Genomic DNA, 17,685 nt, shown 5'->3' with positions numbered 1-17,685 from the left:
ATATAGGCGGCGTCTTTCTATTTTGACAGAACTATCACACATTCTGTCAATACGTAAGATTGAAAGATTGTCTGACAATTTGGTTGACGCTTATCAGATTTGTGTCATGCTTCAAATACCGAAAGACAGCGACGCAGGATCTGGGACATGGTGGCGACCGCCTCTTACGAAGACATGAGTTTGCGCCGTATCGACACCGGCCGCATTACCTTGAGCATACGTGAGGCCGGGAGCGGCCCGTTGATGCTTTTCTTTCACGGGATCACCGCCAATTCCGCAACGCTGGCGCCGTTGGCCGCTAATTTCAGCGACCGTTTCACGACCATCGCGGTCGACCAGCGCGGTCATGGCCTCAGTGACAAGCCCGAGAGCGGATACGGCGCGGATGACTTTGCCGATGATATCGCGGCCCTGATCCGGGCGCTTGATCTTGGACCGGCAGTTCTGGTCGGCCACTCCCTCGGATCACGCAACGCCGTCACCGCCGCGACCAGATTCCCCGAGCTGGTTCGCTCTGTCGTGGCGATCGATTTCACCCCGTATATCGAGGCGGAAGTCTTCGATGCGCTGGAAGCGCGGGTGAATGCGGGAGATCAACTGTTCCACGATCTGAAGGCGGTGGAGACCTATCTCGCCGCCCGCTATCCGAATATTCCGGCGCAGGCCATCAGGATTCGAGCCGAGAGCGGATACCGCAAGGTCGAGGGAGGGCTGCGTCCGTTGGCGTTCCCCTCAGCCATGTCCCAGATCGCCACCGGGCTGCGCGCGGATCTCACCCGGACGTATCGCGATCTCCGCAGGCCGGTTCTTTTGATGCGCGGGGAGGAGAGCAAGCTGGTCTCCGCCGAGGCACTGACGAAAACCAGCCGATTGCGCCCCGACCTTCCGGTCGTCGTCGTTCCCGGCGCCGATCACTACGTCAATGAGGTGTCTCCGGACATCACATTCAAGGCAATCACCAACTTCATCGATGCCTGAGAGCGGATGTTCCGTTTTTATTTTACGCAACAGGATTTGAACTATGGCGAACATTAACAAGACATCTGGCAAAGCGCTTCGTGCGCAGGTCGCCGGCGCGGGCTTTGCCGGCCTGACGGCCGCAATCGCGCTGCGCCAAAACGGCTGGGATGTTACGCTGCATGAGAAGGATTCCGAGCTTCGGGCGTTCGGTGCGGGCATCTATCTATGGCACAATGGCCTGCGGGTGCTCGAAGCGGTCGGCGCGCTTGACGATGTCCTTCTGGGGTCGCATACGCCTCCCACCTACGAGACCTGGATGCAGAACAAGTCGGTTTCCAAGGAAACCTTCAACGGGCTGCCATGGCGTATTATGACCCGCAGCCACCTGCATAATGCCCTGGTCAAGCGCGCCCGCGATGTCGGTGTCGAGATGCGCGTCAATTCCGAGGCCGTTTCCGCCGATGCGGATGGCCGGTTGACGCTTCAGACCGGAGAAGTTTTGGAAGCCGATCTGATCGTCGGGGCCGATGGTGTCGGCTCCAAGGTCCGCGACTCCCTGAACTTCAAGCAGGATCGCTGGACCTCCACCGACGGCATCATTCGTCTCATCGTTCCCCGCAAGAAGGAAGAACTCGGCGACGGAGAGTGGGACAATACGATCGACATGTGGAATTTCGAGCCGCGTGTCCAGCGCATCCTTTATTCGCCTTGTAACAAGGACGAGCTCTATCTCGGCCTTATGGCGCCGGCCGCCGACCCACGTGGTTCGCACGTTCCCCTTGATCTCGAGGTCTGGGTAGAGATGTTCCCGTTCCTGGAACCTTGTCTCGTCGAAGCCGCGAAGCTGCAATCTGCACGCTATGACAAATATGCGACCACCAAACTCGACAACTGGGTGAATGGCAAAGTGGCGCTGGTGGGCGACGCCGCCCATGCCATGTGTCCGGCCCTTGCCCAGGGCGCGGGCTGCGCCATGGTCAACGCCTTCAGCCTTTCTCAGGATCTTGCCGAACAATCTTCGGTCGAGGACGCGCTGGCCGGTTGGGAAAAACGCATCCGCCCAATTACCGACCGGTGCCAGGCGCTTTCGGGTGAGTACGCGGCGAACCGCTCGCTTTCCAATGGCAACATGTTCACGCCCGCGGCTCTCGAAGCTGCGCGCTACGACCCCATTCGCCGCGTCTATTCATGGCCGCAATAGCGGTCGGCAGGCCAGCCACAAAAACACTTGTTCGCGCCGGAGCCGCGCGTTCCCAAGGAGAAAGAAATGAAACATTCGGCCTCAGTCGAGAAACACTATGAAGTGCGTGGCTGGTACTCGTCAGTTCAGGAAATCTTGCATGATGGCGGCGCGTCCGGCGAAACGCTGATCAAGGTCGCCGTGGGTGTGATTATCCGCAATCCTTTCGTGGGTACCTACCAGGCCGATCTTTCGGCACTTACGCAGCCGAGTGCCGCCATTGGTCATGCGCTCGGAGAGCGTGCCGTGGCGCTCCTCGGCGGCCGGCCCGCCGAAAGCTATGGAAAGGGCGGAATCGCCGGCGTGGGTGGTGAGCAGGAACATGTCGTCGCCTGCATCACGACTGAGTTCGGCAATCCGCTGCGCGAGCAGGTGGGGGGCGGCGACGCCTGGATTTCCTCCGCCAGCAAGGTGGCGTCAGCCGGGACGTCGATCGACATTCCGCTGGCCCACAAGGACGAGCTTTATATCCGCTCTCACTATGATGCCATCACCTTCGCGGTGCCGGATGGCCCCCGGCCGGATGAAATTCTCATCTGCGTCGCGGCGGCAACCGGCCCGCGTGTTCACCAGCGGGTGGGCGGCAAGACTGTCGCGGACCTGGCGGCTGCACAATAACCCGATCGAATATTGACTGAAGGACGTATTCCATGCCCCTGAACATCAAAGACCTCAAGATAACGTCCGCGGATTTCAATCCGCTCGAGATGATGCGCGACGAGCATGCCGGAGACAAAGGCAACGTACTCCCAAGACTCACGGTCAGCGGGGTTCCTGCCGGGACCAGGGAACTCGCGGTGATCTGCCATGATCCGGATGCGCCGCTGCCTCGGGGTTTCACGCATTGGACCGTTTACGGCATCGATCCGTCTGCGACCGATCTTTCGGACGCTCAGGAAAAATACCGCGTCGGACCGAACGGGGCCGGTGGCTTGCAGTACTACGGTCCTCAGCCGCCGGCCGGCCACGGCAAGCACCACTACTACTTCTGGGTCTACGCCCTCGACACGGCGGTTGAAGGAACTCCCACCCGAGAAGAGTTCCTCGCCGGGTATGCCGACAACATCATCGAGCAAAACAGGATCGTTGGCCTTTACGAAAACAAGTGAAGTGCAAGGTCCCGGTGAAAAGACCAACCCCACCGGCCGGGACCTCAGCGACTCGGGAGAACTCAGAAATGACCACCATAACCCAAGCCCGGCAGACCGTGTTCGAAGAGCTGGTCACAGCTACCAAGATTTTGTTGCACGAAGGCATCCTCGATACATTCGGACACATAAGTGCCCGTGACCCGGAGGATCCTCAAGCTTTCTTCCTGGCGCAGAAACTTGCCCCGAGCCACATCACGACCGGTGATATCCAGCGGTTCAATCTGGAAGGCGAGACCGACGACAATCGACCGTCTTATCTTGAACGCTACATTCACAGTGAGATCTACAAGGCCCGGCCGGAACGTCAACTGCGTGCTTCACAGCCATTCTCCGGCTGTGCTTCCCTATTGCTTTACAGGCCAGGCGCTAAGGCCTGTCACCCACATGGGGGCGTTTCTCGGCGAGACGGTTCCCGTCTACGAGATCCGTGACAAGCTGGGTGACGACACCGATCTTTTCGGCGGCAGCCATAGCGTTTGTGCCGATATCGCCGAAAGCCTGGGTAAGCAAGCCGTCGTTCTCATGGCCCGTCACGGGGTCGTCAACGTCGGCGGTTCTGTTCGTGAGGTCGTGTTCCGCGCGTTTTATACCGAGCAGAACGCTGCCGCGCAGACCGCGGGCCTGCAGGTGGGCAACATCAAGTACCTGTCGCCCGGTGAGGTCAAGACCGCTGGAAAGCTCGTCGGAGCCCAGATTGACAGGGGATGGGACCACTGGACCATGACCCTTCGTCAAGCCGGGCTGCTCAAGTAGCCCCCCAGAAAGCAGAGACGTCATGCAGCACGCGGAAAACTACAATTACATCATCGTCGGAGCCGGTTCGGCCGGCTGCGTCCTCGCTCACCGGCTGAGTGCGGATCCGGCCTGTTCCGTGCTGCTGCTCGAGGCGGGTGGCTGGGACCGCGATCCGATGATCCACATTCCGCTCGGTTGGGGCAAGATCCTCACCGAACGCCGCCATGACTGGATGTATTTTTGCGAGCCGGAAGACAATGTTGGCGGCCGCAGCGTCGAATGCGCTCGCGGCAAGGTCATCGGCGGATCGTCCTCGACGAACGCAATGGCCTATGTACGGGGCAATCGCGGCGATTACGACCGTTGGGCCGCCAACGGCCTCCCGGGCTGGTCCTACGACGAAGTCCTGCCCTATTTCCGCAAGCAGGAAACCTGGGAAGGCGGTGCAAACAAGTCTCGCGGAGGATCCGGTCCGCTCAGCACTCAGCATTGTCGCTACGAGGACCCGTTGATCGATGCCTTCGCCGAGGCCAGTGTCCATGCCGGCTATCCGCAGACCGACGACTACAACGGCGTCCTGCAGGAAGGCTTCGGCCGGTTGCAGATGACGATTTCGAAGGGCCGTCGATCTTCTACAGCCTCGGCCTATCTGAGGCCGGCTCTGAAGCGGCCCAACCTGACCGTCCTGACAAATGCCATGGCCACGAGGATCGTGATGGATGGCAAGCGGGCCACCGGTGTCACGATCAACCACAACGGATCTGAAAAGACGGTCACGGCTCGCAATGAGGTTCTTCTGGCGGGTGGGGTCATCAATTCGCCACAGCTCCTCATGTTGTCGGGTGTGGGGGCCCCGGAGGAACTCGCCGCGCATGGCATTGAAACGCGCGTCAACCTGCCCTCTGTAGGCAAGAATCTGCAGGACCACGTTTCCGTTATCCTGATGTACAGGCGCCGTGAGCCAGGTCCGTTCTTCAAGAAGATGAGGGCCGACCGGATCGGTCTTGATTTCCTCAAAACCTATCTGACGGGCAAGGGTTTCTCCGCCGACGTCCCTGGCGGAGTGGTTGCCTTCCTCAAGAGTGGCGAGGATCGGCCGCTGCCGGATGTGCAGCTCCTGTTCACAGCCGCTCCGCTTGCCGCATGGCCCTATTTCGAACCTTTCAAGGCACCGTTCCAGGACGGCTTCGCCACCCGGATCGTGGCAGTGCAACCGGAAAGCCGAGGATCAGTGAAACTGGCTTCGGCGGATCCGTTGGCGGCACCGCTGATCTATCAGAATTTTCTGGCCTCTCCGAAGGACTGGGATTCGCTTCGTGCCGGTTTTCGAGTGGCGCGGGACCTCGCGGCGCAGCCGTCAATGAAGCCCTTCATGGAAGCGGAGTTCTTTCCCGGGCCCGGCTGCCAGTCCGACGAGGAGATCGACGAGCATATCCGCAAGACCTGCATCACTGTCCATCATCCGGCAGGCACCTGTCGGGCCGGCTCCGATGCGGCCTCGGTTGTCGACCCGCAATTGCGTGTCAAAGGCGTTGACGGGCTGCGCGTGGTCGATGCGTCCGTCATGCCGGACCTTGTCTGCGGAAACATCAATGCCGCCGTCATCATGATCGCCGAGAAAGCGGCTGATCTCATCATGAAACCCCAGATAAGCGAGGCAGCAGCGTGATCAAGCGTGTAGCCATCATTGGTCTCGGAACGATGGGCCCCGGTATGGCCGCCCGTCTTGCAAGAGGCGACATCGAAGTCGTGGCCCATGACATAGCACCGAAGGCGATCGAGCGTGCCCGGTCGATGCTGGATGCGGCCGAAGGTGTTCTCGACAATCTCGGAATTTCGACTTCCGGAAACAACGGCTCGGTGCGGTTCACCGACAAGATCGAGGATGCCGTCGCCAGCGTTGATCTCGTCATCGAAAACGTTCCCGAGAAGGAAGAGATCAAGGCGGATGTCTACCGAAAGATCGATGGCTTGATCGCGCCGGATACCATTGTGGCGTCCGATACGTCCGGCATTCCGATCACCAACTTGCAGACGCATATCTCCAACCCCGCGCGGATGGTGGGGATGCACTGGTCCAATCCGCCGCACATCATTCCCATGATCGAGGTTATCGGTGGACAGCAGACGGCGCCTGAAACGGTTCAAACCATACGCGACTTTATCCGCTCTCTCGGCCTCTTGCCCGTGCTCCTCAAAAAGGACGTTCCAGGATTTGTCGAAAACCGCGTGCTCTATGCGCTCTTGCGCGAGGTCGTCGATCTTGTCGAGCGCGGCGTCATCGAACCGGAGGATATCGACACCTGCGTTTCCTGGGGCATCGGCTACAAGCTGGCCGTGATCGGTCCCATGGCGCTTCTCGACATGGCCGGCATGGACATCTATCACTCGGTCTCCTCCTTCCTCAACGAAGACCTATGCGACCGCAAGGATGTTGCGCCTCTGGTGCGCGAACAGATCGCGGCCGGCAAGCTCGGTATCAAGTCGGGTGAGGGGATCTATTCCTACACATCCGAGAGCATCGCCAGTCTCCAACCGGAACGGGCGCGAAAGCTCGTCGCGATCCGGCGCATTCTCGAGAGAAAAGAATAACGCCATGAACACCGGGCCGGAGGATGGAGAAAGGCGCATGAGTGGCAACGGAATTATCCGTGCCGAAGCGCTTGCCGTTCGGCTCATCTGCGTCCTGTTGGGCCTATGCCTGATCGTCATGGTCCTGATCAACGTCGCCAACGCAGTGGGCCGCTACAGCGGCTGGTTCTCGCTCGTCGGCGCGGACGAACTGCTGGTTTACGGAATGATCTGGATCGTCATGCTTGGAGCGATCCTGGCGGCGCGAAGTCGAGACCATCTGTCGATCAATCTTCTGCCGACCGCGATGTCCGGCCGCCTGGCAGCCGGTTTGCAGATCGCGATCGATGTGGCGACAGTTTCTGTTTCCGTCCTCATCGCATGGAACAGCTTCATCTTCATTGAGCGTATCGCGAGCCTCAACCAGAAGAGTATGGGCCTGGGCATGCCTATGGTCATCCCGCACTCCGCAATCCTTGTCGGCTTCATAGGCATCGCCGCTGTCACAGCCTTCCTTACCATTGTCGACATTGCCCGCTTCACCACTTCGGAAGAGGTGCAAAAGTGACCTGGGTCCTCGGCATCACCGTCACGATACTGATCGCATTGGGAGCGCCCATCTTCGTCGCGCTGCTCTTCGCGGCGTCGCTGGCGCTCCTGTTCTTTCCCGGCCCTCCGCTGATTGCTCTTCAGCAGACGATATTCGGCGGTCTGGATACCTACGCGCTGCTGTCCGTCCCGTTTTTCGTCTTCGCCGGCGAATTGATGGCGATCAGCGGCATTGCCGATCGCCTCATCAATCTGGTGCGTGCCCTGTTCGGCCGGGTCCCAGGCTCGCTCGGGATTGCGGCGCTCGGCGGCTCGACCCTCATCGGCACGATCTGTGGGTCTTCCGCCGCCGCAGTCGCCGCCGTGGGCCGCAACATGTATCCTCAGCTCATTGAAGGCGGATACGGCAAGCGGCGCGCAGCCGGTATCATCACTTCCAGCGGTGCGATCGACATCGTCATCCCGCCCTCGATCGCCATGATACTCTATGGCGCGGCGGCCGAGCAGTCGATTGCCAAGCTGTTCATTGCGGGCATAATTCCCGGCATCGTCATGGCGTTGCTGATGGCTGGCTACATCTCGTTCTCGGCTCTGGTTGCGCACATTCCGAGGGATACGAAATTCCAGGCCCGGATCGCCTTGGAGGCGTTCAAACAGGCCTTCTGGGCATTGACCATGCCGGTTTTCGTCATCGTGGGCATCTATGCAGGTTTCTTTTCGCCCACTGAAGCCGGCGGCTTTGCCTGTGCCTATGCAGCGATCCTCGGCATGGTCGTCTATCGCACCGTCACCTTCCGCACTTTACTGGAGGCGGCCGTCAGTTCGGCAATGATGACAGCGCGCATCATGATCGTGGTCGCCGCGGCGGGCGTCATCAGTTGGGTCCTCACGGTCGAAGGTGTGCCCCAGGCGCTGATTGCCATGACAGCGGATTCGGGCCTGTCGCCCCTCGGCTTCCTCTTGACCGTCAACCTGCTGCTTCTGGCGATAGGCTGCGTTCTGGACCCGACTTCGGCGATCCTTGTCCTGTCTCCGCTTCTCGTGCCCATCGCGGTGTCGCTGGGGATCGATCCCATTCACTTCGGCGTGGTCATGACCGTCAATCTCGCCATTGGCATGTTCACGCCTCCCTTCGGCTTGAACATCTTCGTCGCCCAGTCGGTACTCTCCTTGCCTACCTCTGACATCTACCGCGGGGTTCTGCCTTACATGGCGGTCCAGATCTCCGCTCTAGCCCTCATCACCCTGATCCCCGCGCTTTCGCTATGGCTGATCAACGGCATGTCGTGAGTGCATTGAAGCACATGGAGGATAAATATGACGTCTTACACCAAACGCCTGTCACTTGCCGTGGGTGCATTCGGCACCGCTCTCGCCCTGATGCTGCCAATCGCCGGTGCTGCCCACGCTCAGCAAAGCACCATGAAACTCGCTTCCGCGACCATCAACGACGTGCAGCACGAGTGGCAGAAGGAGTTCCAGAAAGAAGTCGAGGCCCGCGTCGGTGATGCCCTGAAGGTTGAAATCTACCCGGCCTCGCAGCTTGGTGCGATACCGCGGATGTCGGAAGGTGTGCTGCTCGGCACGATTGAAGCATTCACCACGCCGACCTCCTTCGTCACCAATGTCGATCCGCGCTTCCAGGCCTTCGATGTCCCAGGCCTCTTCAAGGATGCGGATGAGGTGCGTGCAGTGATCCACGACCAGGAATTCCGCGACTACATGGAAACCCTGTTCCTGGACAAGGGCGTGCGCATCATCGGCGCGATCTTTAATTCACCCACCCAGATCCTCACACGAGAACCGGTGACTTCAATCGACGGGTTCGAAGGTCTCAAGGTGCGAACCTTCGCATCGCCGCTTCAGATGGAGCCGATGAAGGCAATCGGCGTGAACCCCACGCCACTCGCGCTGTCCGAAGTCACTCCGCAGCTCCAGGCCGGCGGCATTGACGGCATGCTCGCGGGGATTCCGATCCTGACCGCCTTCAAGTTCTACGATACCGCCAAGTACGTCACCAACATCAACATGAACCAGATCGTTTCGGTGACACTGGTCAACGAAGCCTGGTTCCAGTCGCAGTCCGACGAGGTGAAGACTGCCATTATCGAGGCTGGCCGGGCGGCTGAGGAAACCGTTTTTCCCTGGGGAGTGGAGAATGTGCAGCGCGCTGAAAAAGCGTGGTTGGACAACGGTGGCGAGATCCAGATCCTTCCCGACGATCAGCAGGCCGAACTGCAGGAAACCTTCGCAAGAGTAACCGACGAGGTCATTTCGGACCAAGCGGACGTGGTGGAAGTGCGTGACCAGATCATCTCGAAACTCGAGGCGGTCCGCGCTCAATGATCCAGCTAGCCGCCCGTGCCTCTGCAGCTCAGACCCGTGTCACCGCCGGTACGGCAAAGGAACCGCAGCGTCGCTTCCGTCTTGCCGGCGGCAATAGGCAGGTCGAGCCGCGTCCGGACGGTGTCGGCGGAGCACCAGAGCGCTTCCAATGGCATCCGGTCGTCGGTCGCGTTCATCAAGTTGAGAACTCCCGTCGCCGGGTCGTGCCAAAGCGTCAGCGTCAGTTCGCCGCTTGGGGCAATGCGTCCGAGTTCTTCGGAATACCAGTGAGCCAGCGCGGCTTTGCAATCGAGCTGAACGCCAGTCTCGTTGACAATGGAAATTTCGACCGGATCAGCGCCTTCGGTCCCGTGAACGATCCCTGAATAGGGCACATAAGCTCCGCTTTCGGCCATGGCCGGGAGTGAGGAAAGCCCAGCAGACAGGGCGACAAAAACAATGAAACGTCTGCCGACTGATTTCGTCTTCCAACTGGAATCTGACAACCATTGTGGGAACAACATCATGAGAAACCTACTTATATCTGCCGCGCTCAGCGTGGTGCTGACCACCCCGGCGGCACTTGCTGGCGAGGTTGATACCATAGCCATCCTTACGCCGGAACAGGGGAGTGACTTCGGCTGGAACCAGCAGGGTGTCGAAGCTGCCAAGGCTGCCGCCAAGGCGACGGGCACCGAAGTCATCATCGCGGAAGGTCTGGGCTACGGTGACGTCCGTGCACCGATGCGCGAGCTGGCGGCCGATGGCGCCGACCTGATGATCGCGCATGCCAGCGGCTACAACACCGCCGGTCCCGAGATCGCCAAGGAAACCGGCGTACCGGTCGCCATAGTCGACAGTCCCGATGCTCTCGAAAAGGGTCTGGTGGCCGATTATACCCTGTCGGGCCACGAGGGCGCCTATCTTGCCGGACGTCTGGCCGCCAAGATGACATCCACCGGCACCGTCGGCATCGTCGTCTCCGGTGAACCGCCGTCCTGGAATTCGCAGTCAATCGGTTTTGCCGAAGGCGTGCACGCGGAGAATCCGGGCGTCAAGATCCTCTACTCGGTCATCGGTCCGGCCGCCTATTCCGACGCGGCCGGCGGGAACCGTGTGACCACCTCGGTCATCGCGGCGGGTGCCGACATCATCTTCGGTCAGGGCAATGGCTCGAGCTTCGGCATGATCCAGGCCGTTGAGTCGAACAAGGCCACCGATGGATCGGACGTACTTTTCATCGACGTGATCGGCGACAAGTCCGAACTGGACAAGGGGCATCTTCTGGCTTCGGTGCTTTGGGATATGACCCCGGTTTACACCGCTATGATCGAAGACCTGAAGGCCGATAAATTTGGTACTCGTGGGTACGCCATAAGCTTGGCCGACAACTCCGTCAGACTTATCAAGACCCCGCAGGTAGACGAAAAGGCTTGGGACGAAGTGATGGAACTGCGCGAGCAGATCATCTCGGGGGATATCAAGGTGGAGCCCAAGTTCGAAGCTGCCGATGTCCGCACTCTGGTCACCGTGGCGGAGTGAGTTCATCTGTGTCAAATGCATCGGAAACTGTGACAAACCTGTCCTCGGAAACGAGGGCAGGAGTCATTGGCGTACACGGCGTGACCAAGCGCTTTCCCGGCGTGATCGCGGTCAACAACGTCTCGCTCACATTTCATCCAGGTGAGGTGCATGTCCTTCTTGGCGAGAACGGTGCGGGCAAATCGACGCTGGTAGGCATTCTTTCGGGTCTTCAGGAGCCGGACGACGGCTACCTGTCGCTGAATGGGAGAAAAATGCGGCTGGCCAGCCCATCGGCCAGTCTCGATGCGGGAATCAGTACGGTTTTTCAGCATTCTATGCTGGTGCCGACACTCACGGTTCTGGAGAACCTAACACTGGGTGCGCCCTGGTACGAGCGTCCACCCCGTGCCCGGATCGCGGCACGAATGGAAGAATTGAAACGAGAATTCGCGCTCTCCCTGCCGCTCGACGCCATCGTCGGCGAGCTTTCGCTCGGCCAGCAGCAGCAGATCGAGATTGCCCGCGCGCTCCTGCGTGACAGCAAGGTGCTGATCCTCGACGAAGCGACTTCCATGCTTACGCCCCAGGGGGCGCATGAACTGGGAGAGCGGATGCAGAAGCTGGTGAAAAGCGGGCTGGCTGTCATCTTTATCACCCACAAACTCGCTGAGGCCTATCGATACGGCAATCGTATTTCAGTTCTCAAGCAGGGCGCACTCGCGGGTGAAATGGGTCCCGAGCAATTGAAGTCTATGTCCGAGGACCAGGCAGTCGACGAAATCGTCCGCCTGATGTTCGGCCGTGAAGCTGGCACCGGTTCCACCGAGCAACGCAATAGCACGAAACGTGATGACACCGTTCTCAAGCTGGAGAACCTGTCTACTCAGGGCGACGCCGATGTCATGGGGATCGCGGATATCTCGCTGATCCTGCAGGCCGGCGAGATTGTCGGTGTTGCCGGGATCGACGGAAACGGACAGAAGCAATTGGCGGAGGCCATGGCGGGTCAGCGGCCTCTCAACTCCGGACGGGTCGAACTTGACGGCGAAGACATCACCAGCGCCACCGTTGCGCAGCGCCGGCGCAAGGGACTTCGCTACCTGACGGACGACCGGCTTGCGGAAGGTTCGGTCGCGGCCTTTCCAATTTCCGAGAACACGGTCCTCAAGGATATCGGCCAACCGCCTTTTTGGGTGAACGGTCTGGAACGCCCGCAACGCATCGCACAACATGCGCGCGAGCTCATCGCGAGATTTTCCGTGCATGCGCCGGGCGAGACCACGCCGATCGGCCGGCTCTCGGGCGGCAATATTCAGAAGGTCCTGCTGGGCCGCGAACTTCTGGGTGAGGCGCGCGTCGTGGTGTTCAACAAACCCACATACGGATTGGACCTCAAGAACATCGATACCTCACGGCAGCGCATCTCCGAAATCGCCGAACGGGGCTTGGCGGTGCTGCTCATCTCAACCGACCTGGATGAGTTGATGGCGTTGTCGGACCGCATCGCGGTGATGGAGGGAGGGCGTATCCGGGGGATCGTGAAAAACGATGGCAGCGGCGAGGCTTTGCGCTTGCGTATCGGCCGGATGATGGCCGGTGAAGAAGACTACAAACAGGCGACGGCATGACCATACAAGACGATATGAATCCGGTATCGGCGGACCCTGAGACCAACGCAGACGGTATCGCAAGAACGATGACTGAGCGCAGTGCGCTCAATCGAGGCCTGACATTGACCGTCGGCCCGATTCTCGCGGCCTTCCTTCTGTCTGCGCTCATCCTGATACTGGTCGGGGTCAACCCGCTTACCTACTACGGCTACGTCCTCGAGAGATCCCTTTTTTCAGGACTGGGCTTACAGCAAACAGCCACAAGAATGGCACCGCTTCTGTTTCTTTGCGCCAGCCTGATCATTGCGTTCCGTGCGGGGATCTGGAATTTGGGAACTGACGGGCAGTTTCTGCTCGGTGCAGTCATTTCAGCGGCAAGCGCGCCTCTGTTGGTTGGCGTGTTGCCGGGGTGGGCGGTGCTTCTGGCGGGCTTCGTGCTGGCCGCTGTAGTCGGCGCGGTTTGGTCACTCATCCCCGCGTTGCTCAAGGCGTATCAGGGCGTGAACGAGATCATCACCACCTTGATGATGTCCTTTCTCGGCGTTCTGCTGGCCTCGACACTGGTCAAGCTGGTCTTCAGGGATCCGGCGACCACTGTACCGCAGACGCGTACCCTGCCGGTGGAAGATAGGCTTCCACGGCTTTTCGATACTTCCATTTCCAGTGGCTTGATCTGGGGTCTGATCGCCGTTCTGGCCGTTCATCTGATGATGACCCGCACTGCCTTCGGACTGCGGTTGCGGATGGTGGGCGCCAACCCTCTTGCGGCGACCCATGCTGGACTGTCGGTACCGCTGCTGACCCTGGCGACATTCGGGTTGTCCGCAGGTTTTGCAGGGCTTGCCGGCGCCTCGGAGATCCTCGGCGTCGCCGGCAATGTCCGCGCCAACTGGAATCCCGCTTACGGACTGATGGTTATCCCGCTGGTCTTTCTTGCGCGGTTCAACGGGGTAGGGGCCATCGTGCTGGTTTTCTTCTACTCCGCGCTCATGATCGGCAGCGAGAGTGCCGCGCGGCGTCTCGGGGTGCCGCAGGACTTCACTCTTGTGCTTGTCGCCAGCCTGCTGATCTGCCTGGGGCTGGGCGAGTATATCGATCACCACAAACGCAAGAAGGAACGTTGAGATGAGTGGCTTGCTGACCGAAGCGTTCCTTTCGTCGCTGTTGACCGGTGCGATCGTTGCCGCCATCCCGATACTGCTCGCGGGATTGGGAGAGCAGATGTCGGAGAAGGCGGGAGTGCTGAACATCGGTATCGAGGGTATGATGTTGATGGGGGCCTATGTCGGCTTTCTCGTCGCCTTCGAGACCAATTCGCTTTGGCTGGGATTTCTCGGGGGCATTCTCGGCGGCGTGCTGACGGCCATTGTGATGGCGGTGCTGTGCGTCCGGTTGGGCCTGAACCAGATCGTGATTGGCATCGGCCTGACGCTTGGGGTGGAGGGGCTAACCGCACTGCTCCATCATTTCCAGTTTTCCCGGACCTATCCGCGCCTGCCCGCGCCCGAGCGGTTGAGTATCCCGGGATTGACCGATCTGCCGGTGATTGGACCTTCGCTGTTCGGGCGGCATCTGATCGTCTATCTCGCACTCATTGCTGTCGTGGTGCTGGCATACCTGTATCGGCGCACCAATCTTGGCATGACCCTGAGTGCAGCCGGGGAGCGTCCGGCGGCGCTGGACGTGGCCGGTGGCAACGTGCTCGGCATTCGCGTCGTTGCGGTGCTGTTCACCGGTGCTATGGCAGGCCTCGGCGGTGCCTATCTCGCCAATATCGGGGCAGGGTTGTTCATTCCCTTCATGACAGGCGGTGCAGGCTTCATCGGCATAGTGCTCGCCATGCTGGCGCGGGGCCGGCCGCTCTGGGTTCTGATCGGCTCGCTGATTTTCGGAGCCGCGCTGTCATTGACCACCGCACTGCAGGTCGCGGGGTCGAACATCCCCACCGACGTTATCCAGATGCTGCCTTTTGCGGCGGTAATGCTGGTCTTGGTGCTTTTCGGCCGCCGGGCAAAGCTGCCCGCGGCACTGGGCGCTGCCTACGAACGCGGTGCCCGCTAAAGCGCCGCTACCGACCATTCCCATTCCTGGAGACGGGGACCGGGCAACATGAAGGAGAAGTGACATGGCTGATACCAAAGTCTATTTGCTTGACGGAGGTTCGCTGGTGCTGGACGGGTTCCATATCTGGTGGAACAAGGGACCGGGCGGTGAAGTTCGTTTTCCGGTCTATTCCGTGCTCGTCGATCATCCGAAGGGAAAATTCCTGATCGATACAGGCTATGATATCGACCACGTGAACAAGGCTTTGTCCTTCGAGAAGCCACAACAGACCGAACAGCAGACCATTCCGGGAGCTCTGAAGCTTCTGGGACTGGAGCCGAAGGACATTGATGTCCTGTTCAACTCGCATTTCCACTTCGATCATGTCGGGGGCAACAAGTTTTTCCCCGACACAAAGAAGATCTGCCACAAGGACGAGCTTCCGCAGGCCGCCAGGTGCCAGCCTTTCGAGGTTCTTGGCTATTCCGATTTAGCCTTCTCTACAGATGTGGCCGAAGCGCGCGGGATGGCCGATCAGCTTACCGCCGGGCAGACCGCAGGCAACACCAAGTTCGAGCTGATCGAGGGCGACGTGGAACTCGCGCCAGGCGTGACCCTGATCTACACGCCGGGACACACGGTCGGTCACTATTCGCTGCTGGTGGAGTTCGGCACCCGCCGTCCGCTGCTTTTGACGCTCGATGCTGCCTATACCCGCAAGAACTACGAAAACGACATCAATGCGGGCTTTCACATCGATCCGGTGGCGGGTGTGAATTCGATGCGGCGGTTGAAGCAAATCGAGAAGGAAAAGAATGCCGAGGTTCTCTTCAGCCACGATCCGGAGAGCTTCAGGGGTTACAGAACCGGCGTGAATTTCTACGGCTGAGGAGCACCCGATGAGATATCCCGAAACGAAATCGCCGGTCTTCACTCTCACCGCCGGCCCTGTGGACGCTTATCCTGAAGTGCTGCGCGCACTGGGTAAAACAGTACTCTACGACTACGATCCCGCCTTCCAGGCCTTTTTCGAGAATGTCACGATGAAGGTGCAAAGGGCGTTGGGGTGCGATTTGCCGCCGCTTATCCTTCAGGGCGAGCCCGTTCTTGCGCTCGAAGGAGCAGCCGCGTCCCTGATCGCCAAGGAGGACGTGGTGGTGAACCTTGCCTCCGGCGTCTATGGCAAGGGCTTTGGCTATTGGGCCAAACGCTACGCCAAGAGGGTGGAAGAGATCGAAGTGGCCTATGACACTGCGATCGATCCCGACCAGGTCCGATCGTTCCTGAAGGAAAATCCCGAGGTCAGCGTGGTCTGCGTTTGCCACCATGACACTCCATCGGGAACCATCAATGACATCGATGCCATCGGTGCCGCTGCGGCTGAAGCTGGGGCATTGCTTCTTGTAGACGCAGTGTCGTCCTGGGCCGGAATGCCGACAAGCCCATCCTCCAGTCAGGCGGCTGTTTACGTCACAGGCCCGAACAAGTGCCTTGGCTGCCCGCCTTCGCTGTCGCTCGTCGCCGTCTCCGAACAGGGGTGGGCCAAGATCGAGGGCAATCCCGATGCTCCGTTTGCTTCCATGCTCAGCTTCACGGACTGGAAGAACGCCTGGAAAAAGACCGAGCCATTCCCCTTCACGCCGTCCGTGGCCGAGATCAACGGTCTGGATGCCGCGCTTGACCGCTATCTCGAAGAAGGCCCGGAAGCCGTCTGGGAGCGTCATGCGCTGACTGCAACAGTTTGCCGGGAAGGCATCAAGGCGATGGGTGTGGACCTCTGGCCGGCCTCGGAAGACATCGCATCGCCAACCGCGACGGCCGTACGAATGCCTGACGGCATTGACGCCGGTCCGGTGCTCGCGGAGGCGCGGGCTCGCTATGGGGTGTCCATGTCGGCCGGCCGGGCTGAAACACTGGGAAAGCTGATCCGTATTGGCCACATGGGACCGACGGCACAACCGGCCTACGCCCTTCTGGCGGTCTCTGCCCTGGGCGGTGCTCTGAAGGCCTCTGGTGCAACGGTGGATGTGGCGGCAGGACTTGCTGCTGCTCAGGCTGCGTGGGACGCGGCAATAGACGACTAGAACCGGGCACTGCAACAACGAAAGGATTAAGTGAATGAGCACAAGTCTTGATGGCCGCAAGGCAGTCGTAACCGGGGGCGCACAGGGCATCGGCAAGGCAATTGCCCAAGCGCTGGCCGATGCTGGCGCCGAGGTCGTTATCTCCGATATCAATGGTGAAGGAGCCAAATCCGCTGCTGCCGAGATCGGTCAAGGTGCCGAGGGCGTGACTTGCGATTCCACCGACGCCGCGCAGGTCGAAAGGATGCTCGAGGACGCAGCGCAGGACGGCGCGATCGACATCCTCGTCAACAACGCATCCATCGTTCCCTTTATCCCCTGGGACGATGTCGATCTCGCCCATTGGCAGAAGATCATCGATACCAATCTGACGAGCGTCTTCATCGCCAGCCGCAAGGCGACCGACATGATGCGGGCTGCCGGGCGCAAGGGAACGGTGCTGAACATCGCGTCCAACGCGTTTTACGCAGGCACGCCCAACATGTCGGCTTATGTGGCGGCCAAAGGAGGGGTGATCGGCTTCACTCGTGCGCTGGCAACAGAAGTCGGCAAATACGGAATTCGCGTCAATGCGGTCACGCCGGGGCTTACGGAATCCGACGGTGTGAAGGTGAGCCCGCATGCGGAGAGCTTCGGTTTTGTCGAGATGCTTCAGGCGATGCCCGGCAAGGGCCAGCCGGCCGACATCGCCAAGGTCGTGGCATTCCTCGTATCCGACGATGCGGGTTGGATGACCGGCCAATGCGTCAATGTGGATGCCGGGATGATCAGGCTTTAACGGCCGCGCTTAGCATTACAGTTACATTTTTGCAGGACATCATGAATCTATGAGTTTCCATGATTCGGAGGACATGGATGACGGGTGTATCGGTCGAGACAAAGCTTGAATTTTG

19 protein-coding genes are annotated in these 17,685 nt (G+C 59.9%); 18 read left to right on the top strand and 1 reads right to left on the bottom strand.

What is annotated here, in order from left to right; all coding sequences use genetic code 11:
- The first annotated feature begins 147 nt into the window (after positions 1-147).
- From AC0VX3_RS16020 to AC0VX3_RS15970, 11 genes are all read left to right on the top strand, one after another.
- Positions 148-978, top strand: coding sequence for an alpha/beta fold hydrolase (locus AC0VX3_RS16020; RefSeq protein WP_475521343.1), 831 nt, complete (start codon positions 148-150; stop codon positions 976-978).
- 43 nt (positions 979-1,021) lie between these two features.
- A complete protein-coding gene (locus tag AC0VX3_RS16015; protein WP_475521342.1) occupies positions 1,022-2,161 on the top strand; it encodes an FAD-dependent oxidoreductase in 1,140 nt (379 codons plus the stop codon).
- A gap of 66 nt (positions 2,162-2,227) precedes the next feature.
- The gene (locus AC0VX3_RS16010) at positions 2,228-2,818 is read left to right on the top strand and encodes an amino acid synthesis family protein (protein WP_342894887.1); all 591 of its coding nucleotides are present in this window, start codon (positions 2,228-2,230) and stop codon (positions 2,816-2,818) included.
- Positions 2,819-2,850: 32 nt separating this feature from the next.
- Complete coding sequence (locus tag AC0VX3_RS16005) at positions 2,851-3,309, top strand: YbhB/YbcL family Raf kinase inhibitor-like protein (RefSeq protein WP_475521341.1); 459 nt, start codon at positions 2,851-2,853, stop codon at positions 3,307-3,309.
- Between the two features lie 68 nt (positions 3,310-3,377).
- Entirely contained in the window at positions 3,378-3,782 is a 405-nt protein-coding gene (locus AC0VX3_RS16000; protein WP_475521340.1) for a class II aldolase/adducin family protein, read from the top strand.
- Positions 3,664-4,104, top strand: coding sequence for a class II aldolase/adducin family protein (locus AC0VX3_RS15995; RefSeq protein WP_475525190.1), 441 nt, complete (start codon positions 3,664-3,666; stop codon positions 4,102-4,104). Before AC0VX3_RS16000 ends, AC0VX3_RS15995 begins: the two co-directional genes overlap by 119 nt.
- Before the next feature lie 22 nt (positions 4,105-4,126).
- Positions 4,127-5,755, top strand: coding sequence for a GMC family oxidoreductase (locus AC0VX3_RS15990; RefSeq protein WP_475521339.1), 1,629 nt, complete (start codon positions 4,127-4,129; stop codon positions 5,753-5,755).
- Complete coding sequence (gene fhmpcd1, locus AC0VX3_RS15985) at positions 5,752-6,678, top strand: 5-formyl-3-hydroxy-2-methylpyridine 4-carboxylate 5-dehydrogenase (protein ID WP_475521338.1); 927 nt, start codon at positions 5,752-5,754, stop codon at positions 6,676-6,678. Before AC0VX3_RS15990 ends, fhmpcd1 begins: the two co-directional genes overlap by 4 nt.
- A gap of 37 nt (positions 6,679-6,715) precedes the next feature.
- Positions 6,716-7,225: a TRAP transporter small permease gene (locus AC0VX3_RS15980; RefSeq protein WP_475521337.1), complete on the top strand. Its 510-nt coding sequence runs from the start codon at positions 6,716-6,718 to the stop codon at positions 7,223-7,225.
- Complete coding sequence (locus AC0VX3_RS15975; protein ID WP_475521336.1) at positions 7,222-8,496, top strand: TRAP transporter large permease; 1,275 nt, start codon at positions 7,222-7,224, stop codon at positions 8,494-8,496. The genes AC0VX3_RS15980 and AC0VX3_RS15975 overlap by 4 nt, the downstream gene beginning before the upstream one ends.
- 27 nt (positions 8,497-8,523) lie before the next feature.
- On the top strand, positions 8,524-9,552 hold the full coding sequence (locus tag AC0VX3_RS15970; RefSeq protein ID WP_475521335.1) for a TRAP transporter substrate-binding protein: 1,029 nt from the start codon (positions 8,524-8,526) through the stop codon (positions 9,550-9,552).
- A gap of 5 nt (positions 9,553-9,557) precedes the next feature.
- Here the strand turns inward: AC0VX3_RS15970 and AC0VX3_RS15965 are convergent, their stop codons facing one another.
- Positions 9,558-9,947: a hypothetical protein gene (locus AC0VX3_RS15965; protein ID WP_475521334.1), complete on the bottom strand. Its 390-nt coding sequence runs from the start codon at positions 9,945-9,947 to the stop codon at positions 9,558-9,560.
- 43 nt (positions 9,948-9,990) lie between these two features.
- Here AC0VX3_RS15965 and AC0VX3_RS15960 point away from each other — a divergent pair, with 43 nt between their 5' ends.
- From AC0VX3_RS15960 to pldH, 7 genes are all read left to right on the top strand, one after another.
- A complete protein-coding gene (locus tag AC0VX3_RS15960; protein WP_475521333.1) occupies positions 9,991-11,073 on the top strand; it encodes a putative B6 ABC transporter substrate-binding protein in 1,083 nt (360 codons plus the stop codon).
- Positions 11,074-11,153: 80 nt separating this feature from the next.
- Entirely contained in the window at positions 11,154-12,683 is a 1,530-nt protein-coding gene (locus AC0VX3_RS15955) for a putative B6 ABC transporter ATP-binding protein (protein ID WP_475521332.1), read from the top strand.
- Positions 12,680-13,789 carry a putative B6 ABC transporter permease subunit 2 gene (locus AC0VX3_RS15950; RefSeq protein ID WP_475521331.1) on the top strand — a complete coding sequence of 370 codons (1,110 nt, stop codon included), beginning with the start codon at positions 12,680-12,682 and terminating at the stop codon, positions 13,787-13,789. The genes AC0VX3_RS15955 and AC0VX3_RS15950 overlap by 4 nt, the downstream gene beginning before the upstream one ends.
- A 1-nt stretch (position 13,790) precedes the next feature.
- A complete protein-coding gene (locus AC0VX3_RS15945) occupies positions 13,791-14,726 on the top strand; it encodes a putative B6 ABC transporter permease subunit 1 (protein WP_342894877.1) in 936 nt (311 codons plus the stop codon).
- A 64-nt stretch (positions 14,727-14,790) separates the two neighbouring features.
- Positions 14,791-15,597: a 4-pyridoxolactonase gene (pldA, locus tag AC0VX3_RS15940; protein WP_475521330.1), complete on the top strand. Its 807-nt coding sequence runs from the start codon at positions 14,791-14,793 to the stop codon at positions 15,595-15,597.
- A gap of 10 nt (positions 15,598-15,607) precedes the next feature.
- Positions 15,608-16,792 carry a pyridoxamine--pyruvate transaminase gene (gene ppaT, locus AC0VX3_RS15935; RefSeq protein ID WP_475521329.1) on the top strand — a complete coding sequence of 395 codons (1,185 nt, stop codon included), beginning with the start codon at positions 15,608-15,610 and terminating at the stop codon, positions 16,790-16,792.
- A 34-nt stretch (positions 16,793-16,826) separates the two neighbouring features.
- Positions 16,827-17,570 carry a pyridoxal 4-dehydrogenase, SDR-type gene (gene pldH, locus AC0VX3_RS15930; protein ID WP_475521328.1) on the top strand — a complete coding sequence of 248 codons (744 nt, stop codon included), beginning with the start codon at positions 16,827-16,829 and terminating at the stop codon, positions 17,568-17,570.
- Positions 17,571-17,685 lie beyond the last annotated feature (115 nt).

The organism is Roseibium sp. QJM3NY_11 (genome assembly GCF_056173175.1).
Note: the sequence above shows the minus strand (reverse complement) of the source record. Positions and strands in the feature narration are given on the sequence as shown.